The organism is Streptosporangium sp. NPDC051022 (genome assembly GCF_040683035.1).
Lineage (GTDB): Bacteria > Actinomycetota > Actinomycetes > Streptosporangiales > Streptosporangiaceae > Streptosporangium.
Window position 1 is genome coordinate 1 of the sequence record NZ_JBFBCF010000005.1, and the last position, 15,262, is coordinate 15,262.

Genomic DNA, 15,262 nt, shown 5'->3' on the forward strand with positions numbered 1-15,262 from the left:
CCCGCGGGAGTCCGACGGCTCCCGCGGGGACCCGCCGGCGCCACCTGACTCCCGTCCCCGCCGGGCGAGACCCCACCGGCGGGGACGGGCGGAAAAGGCGGCCGATCGCCGTTCCGGGAGACCGCCTCGCGTCGATCTGTTGCGCACATACGACGTTAAAGTGTGACGATGCAGGTACGGCAGTCAGAGAAGCTCGCAAACGTCTGTTACGACATCCGCGGTCCCGTGCTGAAACGAGCAGCCGAGATGGAGGCCCAGGGGCACCACATCCTCAAGCTGCACATCGGCAACCCGGCCCCGTTCGGCTTCGAGGCTCCCGAGGAGATCCTGCAGGACGTGATCCGCAATCTCCCCGTCTCCCACGGCTACGGCGACTCCAAGGGGATCCTCAGCGCCCGCAGGGCCGTCGTGCAGCACTACGAGGAGCACGGCATCGCGGGTCTCGACGTCGAGGACGTCTACCTCGGCAACGGCGTCTCCGAGCTGATCGTGATGGCGATGCAGGCGCTGCTCAACAACGGGGACGAGGTGCTGGTCCCCTCCCCCGACTACCCCCTGTGGACGGCCGCGGTCTCGCTCAGCGGGGGCACCCCCGTCCACTACGTCTGCGACGAGCGGGCGGACTGGCTCCCCGACGTCGACGACATCGCGTCGAAGATCACCGACCGGACCAAGGCCCTGGTGATCATCAACCCCAACAACCCGACCGGCGCGGTCTACCCGCCCGAGCTGCTGGAGCGTCTCGCCGACCTCGCCCGCAGGCACGGCCTGGTCGTCTTCGCCGACGAGATCTACGACCGGATCCTCTACGACGGCGCGGTCCACACCTCGATCGCCTCGCTGGCGCCCGACCTGTTCTGCCTGACGTTCTCCGGCCTGTCGAAGACGTACCGCGTGTGCGGATACCGCTCCGGCTGGATGGTGATCTCCGGCCCGAAGGAGCGGGCGACGTCCTACATCGAGGGCCTCGACATCCTCGCCAACATGCGGCTGTGCCCGAACGTGCCCGGCCAGCACGCGATCCAGGCCGCGCTCGGCGGCCGGCAGAGCATCAACGACCTGGTGCGCCCCGGCGGGCGGCTGTGCGAGCAGCGCGACCGCGCCTGGAAGCTGCTCAACGACATCCCGGGCGTGAGCTGCGTCAAGCCCCTCGGCGCGCTGTACGTCTTCCCCCGCCTGGACCCCGAGATCCACCCGATCGTGGACGACGTCCGCTTCGCCCTCGACCTCCTGGAGCGGGAGCGGCTTCTCATCGTGCAGGGCACCGGGTTCAACTGGCCCCGCCCCGACCACTTCCGCGTCGTCACCCTCCAGCACGCCGACGACCTGGAGGAGGCGATCGGGCGTCTGGGCGGTTTCCTGTCCACCTACCGGCAGTGACCGCAGGCGGAGGACTCATGCCGCCTCCCCCTCCCGGTCTACTGTGGGAAGGACCGTGCAGGCAGGACCGGGTGGAACCGCGGCGCGCAGTTCCCTGCGCGCCGCGCGCGAGCAGACGTACGCATCGCGTACGCGGGAGAGGTCTTGATGAACCGCTTGAAGAACGCGACGAGCCCCTACTTGCTCCAGCACGCGGACAACCCCGTCGACTGGTTCGAGTGGGGTGAGGAGGCGTTCGCCGAGGCCACACGGAGGGACGTGCCGCTGCTGATCTCCGTCGGCTACTCGGCGTGCCACTGGTGCCACGTCATGGCGCACGAGTCCTTCGAGGACGAGACCACCGCCGCGACGATGAACGAGCACTTCGTCAACGTGAAGGTGGACCGCGAGGAGCGGCCGGACGTGGACGCGGTCTACATGGCGGCCACCCAGGCCATGACCGGCCAGGGCGGCTGGCCGATGACGGTCTTCGCCACCCCGCAGGGCCACCCCTTCTACACCGGGACCTACTTCCCGAAACCGCACTTCCAGCGGCTGCTGGCCGGTGTGTCGAACGCCTGGACCGGCGACCGCGCCGCCGTGCTGGAGCAGGGCTCGAAGATCGTGGAGGCGCTGAACGAGCGGGCCGCGCTGCCCGCCGGTCCGCTGCCCACGGCCCACACGCTGGCCCAGGCCGTGGAGAACCTGAGCCGCTCCTTCGACCCGGTGCGCGGCGGGTTCGGCGGGGCGCCGAAGTTCCCGCCGTCGATGGCGCTGGAGTTCCTGCTGAGGTACGCCGCCGCCGGCGGCCCCCACCAGGAGGAGTCCCCCGCGACCGTGGGCCTGGCGGCGCGGATGGCCGGGGAGACGCTGGAGGCCATGGCCAGGGGCGGAATCTACGACCAGCTCGCCGGCGGGTTCGCCCGCTACAGCGTGGACGCCGAGTGGGTGGTCCCGCACTTCGAGAAGATGCTCTACGACAACGCCCTGCTGCTGCGGGTCTACACGCACTGGTGGCGCGCCACGGGCTCGCCCCTGGCCAGGCGGGTGGCGCTGGAGACCGCCGACTGGCTGCTGGCCGAGATGCGCACCCCCGAGGGCGGCTTCGCCTCGGCCCTGGACGCCGACAGCGAGGGCGTCGAGGGCAAGTTCTACGTCTGGACCCCCGAGGAGATCCGCGAGGTCCTGGGCGAGGAGGACGGCGCCTGGGCGGTCGGCCTGTTCGAGGTGACCGGCACGTTCGAGCACGGCACGTCGGTGCTCCAGCTGCCGGTCGATCCCGACGACGCCGAGAGGTTCGCCCGGGTGCGCGCCGCGCTGCTGGCCGCGCGTGCCCTGCGGGTACGGCCGGGCCGCGACGACAAGGTGGTCGCCGCCTGGAACGGCCTGGCCGTCGCCGCCCTCGCGGAGACGGGCGCCGTGTTCGACCGGCCCGACCTGGTCGAGGCGGCGCGGGCCGCGGCCACGCTGCTCGACGAGCTGCACGTGGACGGCGACCGGCTGCTGCGCACGTCGCGCGACGGCCGGGCGGGGGGCAACGCCGGAGTCCTGGAGGACTACGCCGACGTGGCCGAGGGCCTGCTCGCCCTGTACGGCGTGACCGGGGAGGTCCGCTGGTTCCGGCGGGCCGGGGCGCTGCTCGAAACGGTGCTCGACCGGTTCGCCGACGGCGCCGGCGGGTTCTTCGACACCGCCGACGACGCCGAACGGCTCTTCCAGCGCCCGCAGGATCCCACGGACAACGCGACCCCGTCGGGCCAGTTCGCCGCCGCCGGGGCGCTGCTCTCCCACGCCGCGCTGACCGGCTCCGCCAGGCGCCGGGAAGCCGCGGAGGCGGCCCTCGGCACGGTGAGCGTCCTGGCGGGCAAGCACGCGCGGTTCGCCGGATGGGGCCTCGCGACGGCCCAGGCCGCCGTCTCCGGGCCGGTCGAGGTGGCGATCGTGGGCGCGCCGGACGACCCCGCGACCTCCGCGCTGCACCGGGCCGCCCTGCTGTCCCCCGTCCCCGGCCTGGTCATCGCCCTCGGCGAGCCGGGATCCGCCGAGGTCCCGCTGCTGGAGGGCAGGGGCCTGGTCGAAGGCGCTCCCGCCGCCTACGTGTGCCGCGGCTTCACCTGCAGGATGCCCGTCACCACCCCCGCCGCCCTCCGAACCGAACTGACCTCCTGACCCACGCCCACGCCCACGACCACGACCACGCCCACGCCCACGACCACGCCCACGCCCACGCCCACCGAACCTCCCACCGACGCCGCTCCCCCGTCACCGCCCCCCGCCGTACCGACGCCCCAGAACCCCCCGGCACGCCGGGAGCACACCACCGCCCCACCCCGGCGCCGTTCCCCGGCGCCTCTCAAGCGGTTCCCTTCAGGGCGCCGGTACGGCGAGCGGGGACACCGAGCCGACCGGCGCCCGTCAACGGCGCGATCGGCGTTATGGGCCTCGTGGCCTTATGGGCGCCCGATGGGGGAGTTTCCCTGGGTCGGTGCCTGTTCGCGGACGCCGCCGGTTCCGGTGCCGTCGGTGGGGCCCCAGCCGTTGTCCGTACCGTCGCCGTTTCCGGTGCCGTCGCCTGTCCCGTTTCCGTCGCCCGTACCGTCGCCGAACCCGTTGCCGTCCCGGTTGCCGGTGCCGTCCCCGTTGCCCGTGCCGTCCGGGGAGGAGGTGTGGTCGGGAAGCGGGCTGGTCGTCTCCTCGGGAGACTGGGAGGGCGGGAAGGTGGTGTCGTCCTGGGTGCCGTCGCCGGTGCCGTCGTCCTGACCGTCCGAGCCGTAGGGGTCGCCGTAGGTGGAGTAGCCGTAGTTGGACGGCTCGCCGAACTCCTTGACCGGCTTGCCGGCCATCGCCTCGGTCATGAAGGCGCGCCAGATCTGGGCGGGGTAGGTGCCGCCGTACAGGGCGCTGCCGTCCACGACCACCGGCTTGTTGTCGTCGCGGAACATGTCCACGGCCGTCGCCAGCTGCGGAGTGAACCCGGCGAACCACACGGACGCCGACTTGTCGGTCGTGCCGGTCTTTCCGGCCACCGGGCGGTCGTAGAGCCGGGCGGCGGATCCGGTTCCCGCGGTGACGACCTGGGTCAGCGCGTAGGTGGCGTCGGTGGCGGCCTGCTCGCTGAACGCCCGCTTCCCCTTGGTCTCGATCTTCGTGGTCTTGCCGTCGGCGTCGGTGATCGAGCGGATCACGTGGGCCTCGCGGTGGACGCCCCCGGCGGCGAAGGTGGCGAAGCCCGAGGCGTTCTGCACGGCGCTCACCGAGGCCACGCCGAGCGGCAGCGTGGCGGCCAGGCGGTGCGGGGAGAGCTGCTCGGCGGGGATGCCGGCCTTCTCCGCGGTCTCGACGACCTTGGCCAGGCCGACCTTCTGCCCCAGGTCGACGAAGGCGGTGTTGACCGAGTTCTGGGTCGCCTTGACCAGGTTGATCTGGCCGTAGGAGTATCCGCCGGAGTTGGGGATGCTGGCGTTGGTGACCCGCAGCGGGGAGTTGCCGTCGACCCGGGTGTCGAGGCCGAAGCCGCTGTCCAGGGCCGCGGCCAGCGTGTAGGCCTTGAAGGTCGAGCCCGCCTGGACCTTGGCGCCGAAGGAGTTGTCGTAGGACTGGGTCGCCCAGTCGCGCCCGCCGTAGAAGGCGACGACCTCGCCGGTCGCGGGGTCGACCGCGGCCAGGCCGGTGCGGATCTTCTCGGTGACGCCGTCGGGCAGGACGGAGGTTACGGCCTTCTCTGCGGCGGCCATCAGGCCCTTGTCGAAGGTCGAGACGATCTTCAGACCGCCCTGGTTGACGGCCTCGTCGGTGTATCCCCTGCGCTTGAGCTCGGCCGTCACCTGGTCGAGCATGTAGCCCTCCTGCCCCTTGGGGGCGAAGATCGGCCGGGGCTTCTTGAGCTCGGGGAACGTGGCGGCCGCCGCCTGCTCGGCGGTCAGCGCCCCGGTCTCCCGCATGCCGTCGATCACCGACCGCCAGCGCGCCTTGGCGGCGTCGAGGTCGGCGCCCTGGGGATCGGCGAACCGCGAGGGCTGCTGGATCACGGCGGCGAGGTAAGCGCCCTCGGAGACGGTCAGCTTGCCGACGTCCTTGCGGAAGTAGGCGTCGGCGGCCGCCTGGATCCCGTCGGCGTTGCGGCCGAAGTAGATCGTGTTGAGGTACTGCTCCAGCACCCAGTCCTTCGGCTTCGACTGGTCGACCTTCAAGGAGATCATGACCTCCTTGAGTTTGCGGGTTATGGAACGTTCCTGGCTGAGGCCGCTGTAGTAGTTGCGGACCATCTGCTGGGTGATCGTCGAGCCGCCCTGGATCTGCTGGCCGGTGAGCGTGGACCACATGGCGCGGAAGGTGCCGGTCACGGAGACGCCCTTGTCCTCGTAGAACGAGCGGTTCTCCGCGGCGATGACCGCGTTCCTGACGTGCTGCGGGACCTGGTCGAGAGGCACGCTCTTGCGGTTGACGCCCTGTCTGGCCAGCACGGTCTTGCCGTCGCGGTAGTAGATCACCGACCCCTGGGCGGTGGCCCTCGGCTGCGTGCTGCCGGGGATCGGCGTCATGGCCCACGCGACCGCTAGCGCTCCGGCCGTGGAGATCGCGAAGACGCCGAAGACGACGAGCGCGATCCGCAGAAGTCTTCTCCTGGGCCTGGCCTTGGCCGTCTTCTCTCCGCCCTTGAGCACGCGTGACCCCCCGTCCGTCCGCGGCCGACCCCCGTCGGCCGCACGGAACCGTAAGGGTAAACGATGCATAACGGTGTCTGAACCCTGCTTGGGATAGTACGGCTAGCTCCTCCCGTGGCGCGGCGCATCCGCCACCAAGGGAAGGACCCGGTATGGCACGGGTGTGTCCAAGGCGATCACGGACGAGGTCCTGACCACCCCGTGGACCTCAACGATCAGGTCGATGACCCGCTGCAGGTCGGCGTTGCTGCGCGCCACCACCCGGCAGTGCATGTCGTCGCCGCCGGTGATCGTGTGGACCTCCAGCACCTCGGGGATGGCCGCGAGCTGGTCTGCGACGGGGACGTGCCCGCTGATCTGGCGGATCTGCAGGGTGACGAACGCCGTCACCACGTAGCCGAGGGCCGCGGGGTCGACGTCAGGGCCGTAGCCGGTGATCACTCCCCTGGCCGCCATCCGGTCGAGACGCGCCTGGACGGTCCCCCTGGCCACGCCGAGACGCCGGGAGCACTCGAGGACGCCGAGCTTGGGTTCGGCCGCGAGCAGGGCGACGAGCCGGGCGTCGAGGTGATCAATCGTCATGATGTACAGGCGCTCCCGCGAAAGAGACGACAGGGTGGACAAATTGCCCAGCAAATAACGCAACTCTTGCACAACCCGCCCATCAAAACCGACAGTACTCGCATGAACGACATCTTTCCCGTGAACGGTATGGACGCGGTGGTTTTCGCCGTCGGCAACGCCAAGCAGGCTGCCCACTACTACTCCAGCGCCTTCGGCATGCGGCTGGTCGCCTACCGCGGCCCGGAGAACGGCAGCCGTGACGAGGTCGCCTACGTCCTGACCTCGGGCAGTGCCAGGTTCGAGTTCCGCGGCGCGGTACGGCCCGGCACCGACGTGGCCCGGCACGTGGCCGAGCACGGCGACGGTGTGATCGACCTGGCCATCGAGGTCCCCGACGTGGAGGCGGCCTACGCGGGCGCGCTGGCCAGGGGCGCCAAGGGCCTGGCCGAGCCGTACACGCTGGAGGACGAGCACGGCAAGGTCGTGCTCGCGGCGATCGCCACCTACGGCGAGACCCGGCACACCCTGGTCGACCGGTCCAACTACAACGGCCCCTACCTGCCCGGTTACGTCGCGGCCAAGCCGATCGTCCCGGCGCCCGAGGTGAAGAACGGCCGTTTCTTCCAGGCGATCGACCACTGCGTCGGCAACGTGGAACTCGGCAAGATGGACGAGTGGGTGGAGTTCTACGGACGCGTCATGGGCTTCACCAACATGGCGGAGTTCATCGGCGACGACATCGCCACCGAGTACTCCGCGCTGATGTCCAAGGTGGTCGCCGACGGCACCCGCAAGGTGAAGTTCCCGCTCAACGAGCCGGCGATCTCCAAGAAGAAGTCGCAGATCGACGAGTACCTGGAGTTCTACGGCGGCCCCGGCGTGCAGCACATCGCGCTGGCCACCAACGACATCCTGACCACCGTCGACCACATGCGCGCCGCCGGGGTCCAGTTCCTCGACACGCCCGACTCCTACTACGACGACCCCGAGCTGCGTGCCCGCATCGGCCAGGTCAGGGCGCCGATCGAGGAGCTGAAGAAGCGCAGGATCCTGGTCGACAGGGACGAGGACGGCTACCTGCTGCAGATCTTCACCAAGCCGGTGCAGGACCGCCCGACGGTGTTCTTCGAGCTCATCGAGCGGCACGGGTCGCTCGGCTTCGGCAAGGGCAACTTCAAGGCGCTGTTCGAGGCGATCGAGCGCGAGCAGGACCTCAGGGGCAACTTGTAGCCCTCGGGAACAACCTGTAACAGCGCTTGGCTTTGGAATGGCCGGCGTGTGGTGATCTACGGCTTATGGGATCACCACCACCGGACAACTCCGGCTCCAACCCCTGGTCCGGCCAGTCGCCGTACCAGGGGTACGGAGCCGAACCCCCGGGCCAGGGCCCCGGAACCGGCCCGCCTCCGGGATGGGGATACGGGACCGAACCGCCCATCAGGCTCGGCGGACGCTGGCGACGCCTGTTCGCCGGGGTCCTGGACCTCGTCATCGTCGGGATCATCTCCTCGCCGTTCAGCTACGACACGGTCAACACCGTCTGGGAGACGACCAAGAACGTCCTCGTCCGGGTCCCGGTCCAGAACACCCTGCTGGCGGGCCTGATCGGCTTCCTGTACTACTGGCTGCTGACCGCCTTCTGGAACGGCCAGACCCTGGGCAAGAAGCTGTTCGGCCTGCGCGTGGTCGACGTCAGCGGGCGCCGGGTCGGCGTCGGGCAGGCGGCGATCCGGGAGCTGGTCGCGTGGGTGCTCTACGCCACCTGCTGCCTCGGCTGGATCAACCTCGCCTTCATCCTGTTCACCAGGCGTAAACAGGCCATTCACGACATGGCCGCCAGAACACTGGTCGTAGATTCCTGATCGTGGAAGGTCCCTTGCCCCGCTCGCGTAGTGTGCGACTAGAGACGGCCCGGTAGGCCGGGCGGGGGAAGGGGATTTGTGATCATGGCGTCGCGTCGGCTGGCCATCGCGGCAACCGCAGCGCTCATCGGGACACTCGGTACGGCCGGATGTTCGGCGTCGCGGGGGGACAGCGACTCCACCTCGGCCGTCGCGGGCGGCGCGGCACCCGCCGGCGCAGGGACCGCCCAGCGGCACACGGGCAGGATCGGCGCTCCCGGGATCGGCGACCCCGACTTCCCGAACGACGGCAACGGCGGCTATGACGTCGGTCACTACCGCCTCAAGATCGACTACACCCCGGAGACCAAGCATCTCTCCGGAGTGGCGGGCATCGAGGCGAAGGCCACCCAGGACCTGGAACGATTCAACCTGGACCTGTCGGGTTTCACGGTCAGCCGGGTCACCGTGAACGGCGCCGCCGCGAGGTTCGCCCGCTCGGCGGACGAGCTGATCGTGACCCCGGCCAGGATGATCTCCGACAAGGCGGCCTTCACCGTCGAGGTCACCTACGCCGGAGAGCCGAAGCCGGTCAGGGACTCCTCCAACCTCGGCACCTACGGGTTCATCCCGACCTCGGACGGCGCCTTCGTGACCTGCGAGCCCAACGGCGCGAGGACCTGGTTCCCCGGCAACGACCACCCGGCCGACAAGGCGCGCTACGACTTCGAGGTCACCGTCCCCGAGGGCGTGACCGCGCTGGCCAACGGCGAGATGGTCGGCAGCCCGGCCACCTCGGCGGGCAGGACGACCTACACCTGGCGGGAGACCCACCCGATGGCGAGCTACCTCGCCACGGTGACGATGGGCAGGTTCGAGCTGCGCGAGGGCAGAACGGCGGCGGGGATCAAGAACGTGGCCGCCGTCGACCCGCGCTACAGCGGCTCGCTCGACAACCTCTACACCCTGTCGGGCAAGATCACCGACTACTGGAGCACGGTCTTCGGCCCCTACCCGTTCTCCTCGACCGGCGGAGTGATCGACGACTTCTCCGCGGGCTACGCCCTGGAGAACCAGACCAAGCCCATGTACGGCGGGTTCACCCCGGGCGACGACATCATCGCCCACGAGCTGGCCCACCAGTGGTTCGGCGACAGCATGAGCATCAAGCGGTGGAAGGACCTGTGGCTCAACGAGGGGTTCGCGACCTACGCCGAGTGGCTCTGGTCGGAGCACAAGGGCCACGCGAGCGCCGAGAAGATCTTCCGTACCCACTACTCCACCAGCGCGGACGCCGCCATGTGGAAGTACGCCCCGGGACGCGCCAAGCCGGAGGACCTGTTCAACGACTCGGTCTACACCCGGGGCGGCATGGCGCTGCAGGCGCTCCGGGAGCGGATCGGCGACACGGCGTTCTTCAAGCTGCTGAAGACCTGGAACGCCGAGCACAAGTACGGATATGTCACGACGGAGGAGTTCATCGCGCTGGCCGAGAGGATCTCCGGCAAGCAGCTCGACAGCCTCTTCGAGGCGTGGCTGTTCACCCCCAGGAAGCCGACCACCTGGTGAACCCCCGGGCCACCCGATGATCCGCGTCCCCCGGTGACAGCCCAGACCACCCGGCGACCCGCATCACGCGGCGGCTCCCGGATCACCCGGTGACCCCGGATCGTCCCGCGACCCGGAATCGTCCCGCGGCGGCCCAGGTCAGCCGCAGACGAGCCGGTACCCCTCCTTGCGGAGGGATTCGAGCACGTCGTCGGAGTGGGCGGGGCCCTTGGTCTCCAGCTGGAGCTGGACCTCGACCTCGCCCAGATGCGTGCCGAGCCGCTCGTGCCCGATGTCGAGCACGTTCGCGCCGAGCTCGGCCAGCTTGGTCAGCAGGTGCGCCAGCGCTCCCGGCCGGTCGGGCAACGGTACCCGCAGGGTCAGATAGCGTCCGGCGGCGGCCAGACCCCGCCTGAGGATCTTGGACAGCAGCAGCGGATCGATGTTCCCACCGGAGAGCACGGCGACCACGGGCGGCTCGAACAGCTCCGGACGGGCCAGGATCGCGGCCACCCCGGCCACCCCGGCGGGCTCGACGACCTGCTTGGCACGTTCTAGGCAGAGCAGCAGCGCCTGGGAGATCTCGCTCTCGGTGACCGTGACGACGCTGTCCACCAGATAGTGGATCAGCTCGAAGGGCAGCTCACCGGGGCGTCCGACCGCGATGCCGTCGGCCATCGTCGTGGCGGGCGGGACCGTGACCGGCGTCCCCGCCGCCAGCGAGGCCGGGTAGGCGGCGGCCCGCTCGGCCTGCACGGCGATGATCCGCACCCCGGGCCTGAGCGACTTGGCCGCGAGCGCGACCCCGGCGGCCAGCCCGCCTCCACCGAGCGACACCACGATCGTGCCGACCTCGGGAAGCTGCTCCAGGATCTCCAGCCCGATGGTTCCCTGCCCGGCGATGACGTCGGGATGGTCGAAGGGGTGGATGAACACCGCCCCGGTCCGCTCCGCGTGCTCGACGGCCCTGGCCAGCGCGACGTCCACGGTGTGACCCGCGAAGACCACGTCGGCGCCGTAGGCGCGGGTCGCGGCCACCTTGGGCAGCGGCGCCCCCTCCGGCATGTAGACCGTCGAGGAGATCCCGACCAGCCCGGAGCCCAGCGCCACGCCCTGCGCGTGGTTGCCCGCGCTGGCCGCGACCACGCCCCGCGCCCGCTCGGCCTCGCTCAGACCGGCGATCCTGACGTAGGCGCCGCGCACCTTGAACGATCCGGAGCGCTGAAGGTTCTCGCACTTGAAGTGGACGGGGCCGCCGATGGCGGCCGACAGCACGTGCGAGTGCAGCAGCGGGGTCCGCAGGGCGACGTCGGCCAGGAGTTCACGGGCGGCGACCACATCGTCGTAGGTCACCTGACGATCTGACATGCGGGCCATCCTCGCACCTCCCCCACCCACCTCCGTCCAATCTCCCACCCCACCCCCCACGCTCCCTCTCCCGCCACACACGCGGTGTCTCCCGGCGCCGGTACGGCGAGCAGCGACACGGTCCCGACCGGCGCCCATGAACGGCGCCGGACCGGCGAGCGTCCACGGGCTTGGCGGCAACCACCACGCCACCACCACACACACCCTGCCACCCTGCCCCCACACCGCCTCACCCCACCACGCGCCGCGCTCCCCCTCCCGCCACACACACGGTGTCTCCCGGCGCCGGTACGGCGAGCAGCGACACGGTCCCGACCGGCGCCCATGAACGGCCCCGGACCGGCGAGCGTCCACGGGCTTGGCGGCAACCGTCGTACCGGCGTTAACCGTCGTATTCGTCGTGCAGGCGCCACCACTGGTAGGGCGGGCTCTGCGGCCACCCCTCAGGGGAGTCCTCCCAGGTCTCCTGCCTGCCGAAGGGGGTGAGATCGAGGAGGTTGAAGTCGATGCGGAGCCTGTCGACGCCACGTCCCGTCGTGTAGTAGGTGCGGAAGACGTCGTCACCGTCACGCACGAAAACGCTCAGGCCGAATCCACCGCCCGTCCCGCAGTCGGCGTTGAGGTCGCCGTGCCGCGAGGAGTACCACGGCACGGTCCAGCCCATGCGCTCCTTCAGCGCCCGGATCTCGGTGAAGGGGCCGTCGGACACGAGGGCCAGCGAGGTGTCGCGCGCGTGCAGGTGGGCCAGGTCGCCGATGTTGTCGGTGAAGCTCGAACAGCCGGGGCAGTGGTGCGTCCCCGGCCACATGAAGTGGTAGACGACGAGCTGGCGACGGCCCTCGAAGAGGTCGAGCAACCCCACCTCGCCGTCCGGCCCCTCGAAGACGTACTTCTTGCCGAACCTGACCATCGGCAGCCGACGGCGTTCGGCGGCCAGCGCGTCCAACGCGCGGGTCAGTTCCTTCTCCTTCACGAGGAGCTCGTCACGGGCGGCCTGCCACTCCTCGGGCGAGACCACGGCCGGAAGTGCCCGGGGCCCGTCGATCCGGTCGCTCATTTCCTCACCTTCGCCTTCACTACCTTCACCTTCACCTTCACCTTCGCTACCGGCTCGCCCTGAGCGCGGCCAGGACCGGCTCGGGTGTCCGCCCGGGGAAGCGCTCCTGGAAGTCGAGGACTCCGACCCAGGTCGGCCGCAGGCCGATCCGGACCATCCGCAGGCCCGGCCTGTCGATCGTCGCGAGGTACGCGGCCGACGCCTCCTCTCCCATCGTCGAGCGCTGCGCGGCCGCGTACTCCGGCAGCACCCCGTCGACCTCGGCCAGCGAGACCCTTCCCCGGAGCAAGAGCACCTGAGGGGGGCCGTCGGCGGTGTCGATGCAGACGGCGACGTCGGGGCGGGCCTTCAGATCCCTGACCTTGTGGGTGCCGGCGAACGCCCCCATGACCAGTTCGTCGCCGGTCCAGTGGAAGTTGATCGGGATCGCCCTCGGCGTCTCGTCGCCCCCGTTGTAGGCGAGACGCGCCGGGATGGGCGCCGCGAGCAGACGTCGCGCCACGGGTGTGTCCAACAGCCTCACGTCGCCCTGGGGCACGCTTCCCACCCCGCTGTCCGATGCACTCATGGCAACACACCGTATGACCATAAGTCCTTACTCGCAAGCAATAACTCCTAAAATAGGAGCAGATTTTCCCGCCGGTACCGCGACAGCCGTGGAGCACCCCCAGGCGCCGGTAAGGGTCAGCTCACCCAATCGCTATAGCTACACACAGTAATCAGTCGAGTATTTTGTGTGAGCATCCCCTCCGGTCGGGGCCCCGATCCCAGGACACCCTCACCCATTCCTTCAACCGAAGGAGACATCCGCATGCGCGGAAAGATCACCGCCATCGCGCTGGCCATCGCCCTCGCCACCTGCGGCACGACCGCCGCCGCGGTCCCCGCCCAGGCCGCGCGAGAAGATCTGACCTGGGTCGCACTGGGCGACTCCTACACGGCGGGGGTCATCCCCGCCGCGGGACGCGAGTACGAAAGACCGCGCGACGGCTGCGTGCGCACCACGCGCTCCTACCCGAAGGTGATCGAAAGCGAGCTCGGCGACCGGGTCTCCCTGCGCAACGTGAGCTGCGGCAACGCCACCATCGACCACATCCTCAACGAGAAGCAGCATCCGATCGGCTTCTATCTGCCGCCCTTCTCCTTCGACCCCGACTACCCCTTCGCCCCGGTGCCGCCCCAGCTGGACGCGGTGACTCCCGACACCGACGTGGTCACCGTGGGCATCGGCGGCAACAGCCTGGGGTTCGGCCAGATCCTCCTCACGTGCATCAAGCTGGGCGCGCTCGCGGTCGGCCGGGGCACCCCGTGCAAGGACCACTACGGCGACAAGCTGGAGAATCGGCTGGCCAAGGTGAGCGATCAGTACGACGAGATGCTCACCGCGATCCGGGTCAAGGCGCCTCACGCCAGGGTGATCACCGTCGGTTACCCCCACATCGTCCCCGAGAACACCGCCAAGTGCGTCTACGGCAGCCTCATCGGGTTCGCCACCATCACCCGGGGTGACCTCGACTGGCTGCGCACCCGCGCCCTGGAGCCGCTCAACGCCGCGATCAGCGAACGCACGGCCGAGCACGGCGACACCTACGTCGACCTGTACAGCTCCAGCCAAGGACACAGCGTCTGTGACAAGGCCGGAGGCAACAACTGGGTGGAGGGCGTTCTCGACACCTCCGGCCGGTTCGCCGTGGTCCACCCCAACGCCAAGGGCCACGCCAACGCCGCCACCCTGGTCGGACGGGCCATCCTCGGCCTCTGACCTACATCGCTCCCCGGACCGGCCGAGGGCCGATTCGCCGACGCCCAAGGGGCTGCCGGGCCACCGCACCCGGTGGCCCGGTGGCCGTTCTCCGGCATCGAATGGTGAACTCCCCGTTCCGGGCCTATGGACGCTGGGTGCCGGATAGGCCATCATCTTGCGATGAAATCGCTCCCCCTGGCGTCGGGAATCCTCGGTGCCACCCTTGCGCTCGGTATCGCGGGCTGGATGATCTGGCAGTTACAAGAGCCGGACTCGGCTGGCCTCGCGCGTGAGCCGGTCGCCGTCATCGGCCAGAAAACGCGCGCGGCGCTGTTAGAGGCAGTGGATACCTACCTGGAGACGACGACAGACCCCAAACGCGAGAAGCCGCAGGTCCTGGCGGCGCTGAGGCCCGACCTGAAGCCCAAGATGTTCTGTCACGAAGAGCTCATCGAGGTGCGGCAGAAGTCCGAGAACCAGCAGCTGGCCGGTCTGGCCGCCTCGTGCGAGGAGTACGCGCGCACCGGTAAGCAACTCCTGGCCAGCAGCCAGTACAAGAACCTGGCCCTTCTGACCATGGACACGACCGGCGGGCGCTACCAGGTTCTGGACATCCAGGAGGCCTTGGAGGGGGACCTGTTGCGCTCCTCGGTGCGGGAGATGTTCTCCGCCGAGGGAGCACCCCGGGCCCTGGAGATCAGCGCCTCCGATTTCTCCGCCCTGACCGAGGAGAACCGCGTCGAGGGACGAAAGACGTTCGGCCTGCCCGCCGACGCCGGGATCCAGGTCTACCGGCCCGGCTGATGCCGTGCCCGTGACCGCTCACCGGCCTGGACACCGCCGCCGCCTCGGATCCCGGACTCCGTAACCGGCACCGCTCCGGCCCACCCGGTCCCCGGCCCGATCTGTCGTATCGCTCGCCGTACCGGTGTCGCGAACGGCCCCGAACACCTGGAAGTACGGGGCCGTCGCGGCCGGTGGGGCACCCGCGTTCACGCCTGGGAACGACGCGCACCCTGGGGAACGCTTCAGGCACGACCCCGGGAACGTTCCAATCCCGGTGAGCGGTCCCAGAACGCCCCCGACATCCCCGGCCCCGCTCCAACACTCCCAGCCC

General features: G+C 69.9%; 12 protein-coding genes. 7 read left to right on the plus strand and 5 right to left on the minus strand.

The genetic code is table 11. The features are described from left to right. Positions 1-168 precede the first annotated feature (168 nt). Both AB0N02_RS11120 and AB0N02_RS11125 read left to right on the plus strand, forming a co-directional pair. Complete coding sequence (locus tag AB0N02_RS11120; RefSeq protein ID WP_363944905.1) at positions 169-1,380, plus strand: pyridoxal phosphate-dependent aminotransferase; 1,212 nt, start codon at positions 169-171, stop codon at positions 1,378-1,380. A gap of 147 nt (positions 1,381-1,527) precedes the next feature. Continuing rightward, positions 1,528-3,528, plus strand: a complete 2,001-nt coding sequence (locus AB0N02_RS11125; RefSeq protein ID WP_363944907.1) for a thioredoxin domain-containing protein — start codon at positions 1,528-1,530, stop codon at positions 3,526-3,528. Positions 3,529-3,809: 281 nt separating this feature from the next. Here AB0N02_RS11125 and AB0N02_RS11130 read toward each other — a convergent pair whose 3' ends face one another. Further along, positions 3,810-6,023 (minus strand): transglycosylase domain-containing protein, encoded by a 2,214-nt coding sequence (locus tag AB0N02_RS11130; RefSeq protein WP_363944909.1) that lies wholly within the window; start codon positions 6,021-6,023, stop codon positions 3,810-3,812. A gap of 102 nt (positions 6,024-6,125) precedes the next feature. Next, positions 6,126-6,605, minus strand: coding sequence for an Lrp/AsnC family transcriptional regulator (locus AB0N02_RS11135; RefSeq protein ID WP_363944911.1), 480 nt, complete (start codon positions 6,603-6,605; stop codon positions 6,126-6,128). Between the two features lie 102 nt (positions 6,606-6,707). On the opposite strand from AB0N02_RS11135, the gene hppD reads away from it, so the two are divergent. The 3 genes from hppD (at position 6,708) to AB0N02_RS11150 (ending at position 9,997) form a co-directional block, all read left to right on the plus strand. Continuing rightward, positions 6,708-7,817 (plus strand): 4-hydroxyphenylpyruvate dioxygenase, encoded by a 1,110-nt coding sequence (hppD, locus tag AB0N02_RS11140; protein ID WP_363944913.1) that lies wholly within the window; start codon positions 6,708-6,710, stop codon positions 7,815-7,817. 65 nt (positions 7,818-7,882) lie between these two features. Further along, on the plus strand, positions 7,883-8,449 hold the full coding sequence (locus AB0N02_RS11145; protein ID WP_363944915.1) for an RDD family protein: 567 nt from the start codon (positions 7,883-7,885) through the stop codon (positions 8,447-8,449). An 84-nt stretch (positions 8,450-8,533) separates the two neighbouring features. Next, positions 8,534-9,997 carry a M1 family metallopeptidase gene (locus AB0N02_RS11150; RefSeq protein WP_363944917.1) on the plus strand — a complete coding sequence of 488 codons (1,464 nt, stop codon included), beginning with the start codon at positions 8,534-8,536 and terminating at the stop codon, positions 9,995-9,997. A gap of 138 nt (positions 9,998-10,135) precedes the next feature. Here the strand turns inward: AB0N02_RS11150 and ilvA are convergent, their stop codons facing one another. From ilvA to AB0N02_RS11165, 3 genes are all read right to left on the minus strand, one after another. Then, complete coding sequence (ilvA, locus tag AB0N02_RS11155) at positions 10,136-11,344, minus strand: threonine ammonia-lyase (protein WP_363944919.1); 1,209 nt, start codon at positions 11,342-11,344, stop codon at positions 10,136-10,138. A gap of 382 nt (positions 11,345-11,726) precedes the next feature. After that, positions 11,727-12,401 carry a DUF899 domain-containing protein gene (locus tag AB0N02_RS11160; protein ID WP_363944921.1) on the minus strand — a complete coding sequence of 225 codons (675 nt, stop codon included), beginning with the start codon at positions 12,399-12,401 and terminating at the stop codon, positions 11,727-11,729. Positions 12,402-12,447: 46 nt separating this feature from the next. Continuing rightward, positions 12,448-12,969: a pyridoxamine 5'-phosphate oxidase family protein gene (locus AB0N02_RS11165; RefSeq protein ID WP_363944923.1), complete on the minus strand. Its 522-nt coding sequence runs from the start codon at positions 12,967-12,969 to the stop codon at positions 12,448-12,450. Positions 12,970-13,212: 243 nt separating this feature from the next. Between AB0N02_RS11165 and AB0N02_RS11170 the strand changes: the two genes are divergently transcribed. Together AB0N02_RS11170 and AB0N02_RS11175 are read left to right on the plus strand one after the other, a co-directional pair. Further along, on the plus strand, positions 13,213-14,163 hold the full coding sequence (locus tag AB0N02_RS11170) for an SGNH/GDSL hydrolase family protein (RefSeq protein ID WP_363944925.1): 951 nt from the start codon (positions 13,213-13,215) through the stop codon (positions 14,161-14,163). Between the two features lie 162 nt (positions 14,164-14,325). Further along, positions 14,326-14,949 carry a hypothetical protein gene (locus AB0N02_RS11175; RefSeq protein WP_363944926.1) on the plus strand — a complete coding sequence of 208 codons (624 nt, stop codon included), beginning with the start codon at positions 14,326-14,328 and terminating at the stop codon, positions 14,947-14,949. Positions 14,950-15,262: the final 313 nt, after the last annotated feature.

Bases quoted from the DNA above. Each gene is read 5' to 3' on its own strand.
- AB0N02_RS11160 (WP_363944921.1), bottom strand. From the start codon at position 12,401: ATGAGCGACCGGATCGACGGGCCCCGGGCACTTCCGGCCGTGGTCTCG.
- AB0N02_RS11120 (WP_363944905.1), top strand. From the start codon at position 169: ATGCAGGTACGGCAGTCAGAGAAGCTCGCAAACGTCTGTTACGACATC.
- AB0N02_RS11175 (WP_363944926.1), top strand. From the start codon at position 14,326: ATGAAATCGCTCCCCCTGGCGTCGGGAATCCTCGGTGCCACCCTTGCG.
- AB0N02_RS11135 (WP_363944911.1), bottom strand. From the start codon at position 6,605: ATGACGATTGATCACCTCGACGCCCGGCTCGTCGCCCTGCTCGCGGCC.
- AB0N02_RS11125 (WP_363944907.1), top strand. From the start codon at position 1,528: ATGAACCGCTTGAAGAACGCGACGAGCCCCTACTTGCTCCAGCACGCG.
- ilvA (WP_363944919.1), bottom strand. From the start codon at position 11,344: ATGTCAGATCGTCAGGTGACCTACGACGATGTGGTCGCCGCCCGTGAA.
- AB0N02_RS11170 (WP_363944925.1), top strand. From the start codon at position 13,213: ATGCGCGGAAAGATCACCGCCATCGCGCTGGCCATCGCCCTCGCCACC.
- AB0N02_RS11145 (WP_363944915.1), top strand. From the start codon at position 7,883: ATGGGATCACCACCACCGGACAACTCCGGCTCCAACCCCTGGTCCGGC.
- AB0N02_RS11150 (WP_363944917.1), top strand. From the start codon at position 8,534: ATGGCGTCGCGTCGGCTGGCCATCGCGGCAACCGCAGCGCTCATCGGG.
- hppD (WP_363944913.1), top strand. From the start codon at position 6,708: ATGAACGACATCTTTCCCGTGAACGGTATGGACGCGGTGGTTTTCGCC.
- AB0N02_RS11165 (WP_363944923.1), bottom strand. From the start codon at position 12,969: ATGAGTGCATCGGACAGCGGGGTGGGAAGCGTGCCCCAGGGCGACGTG.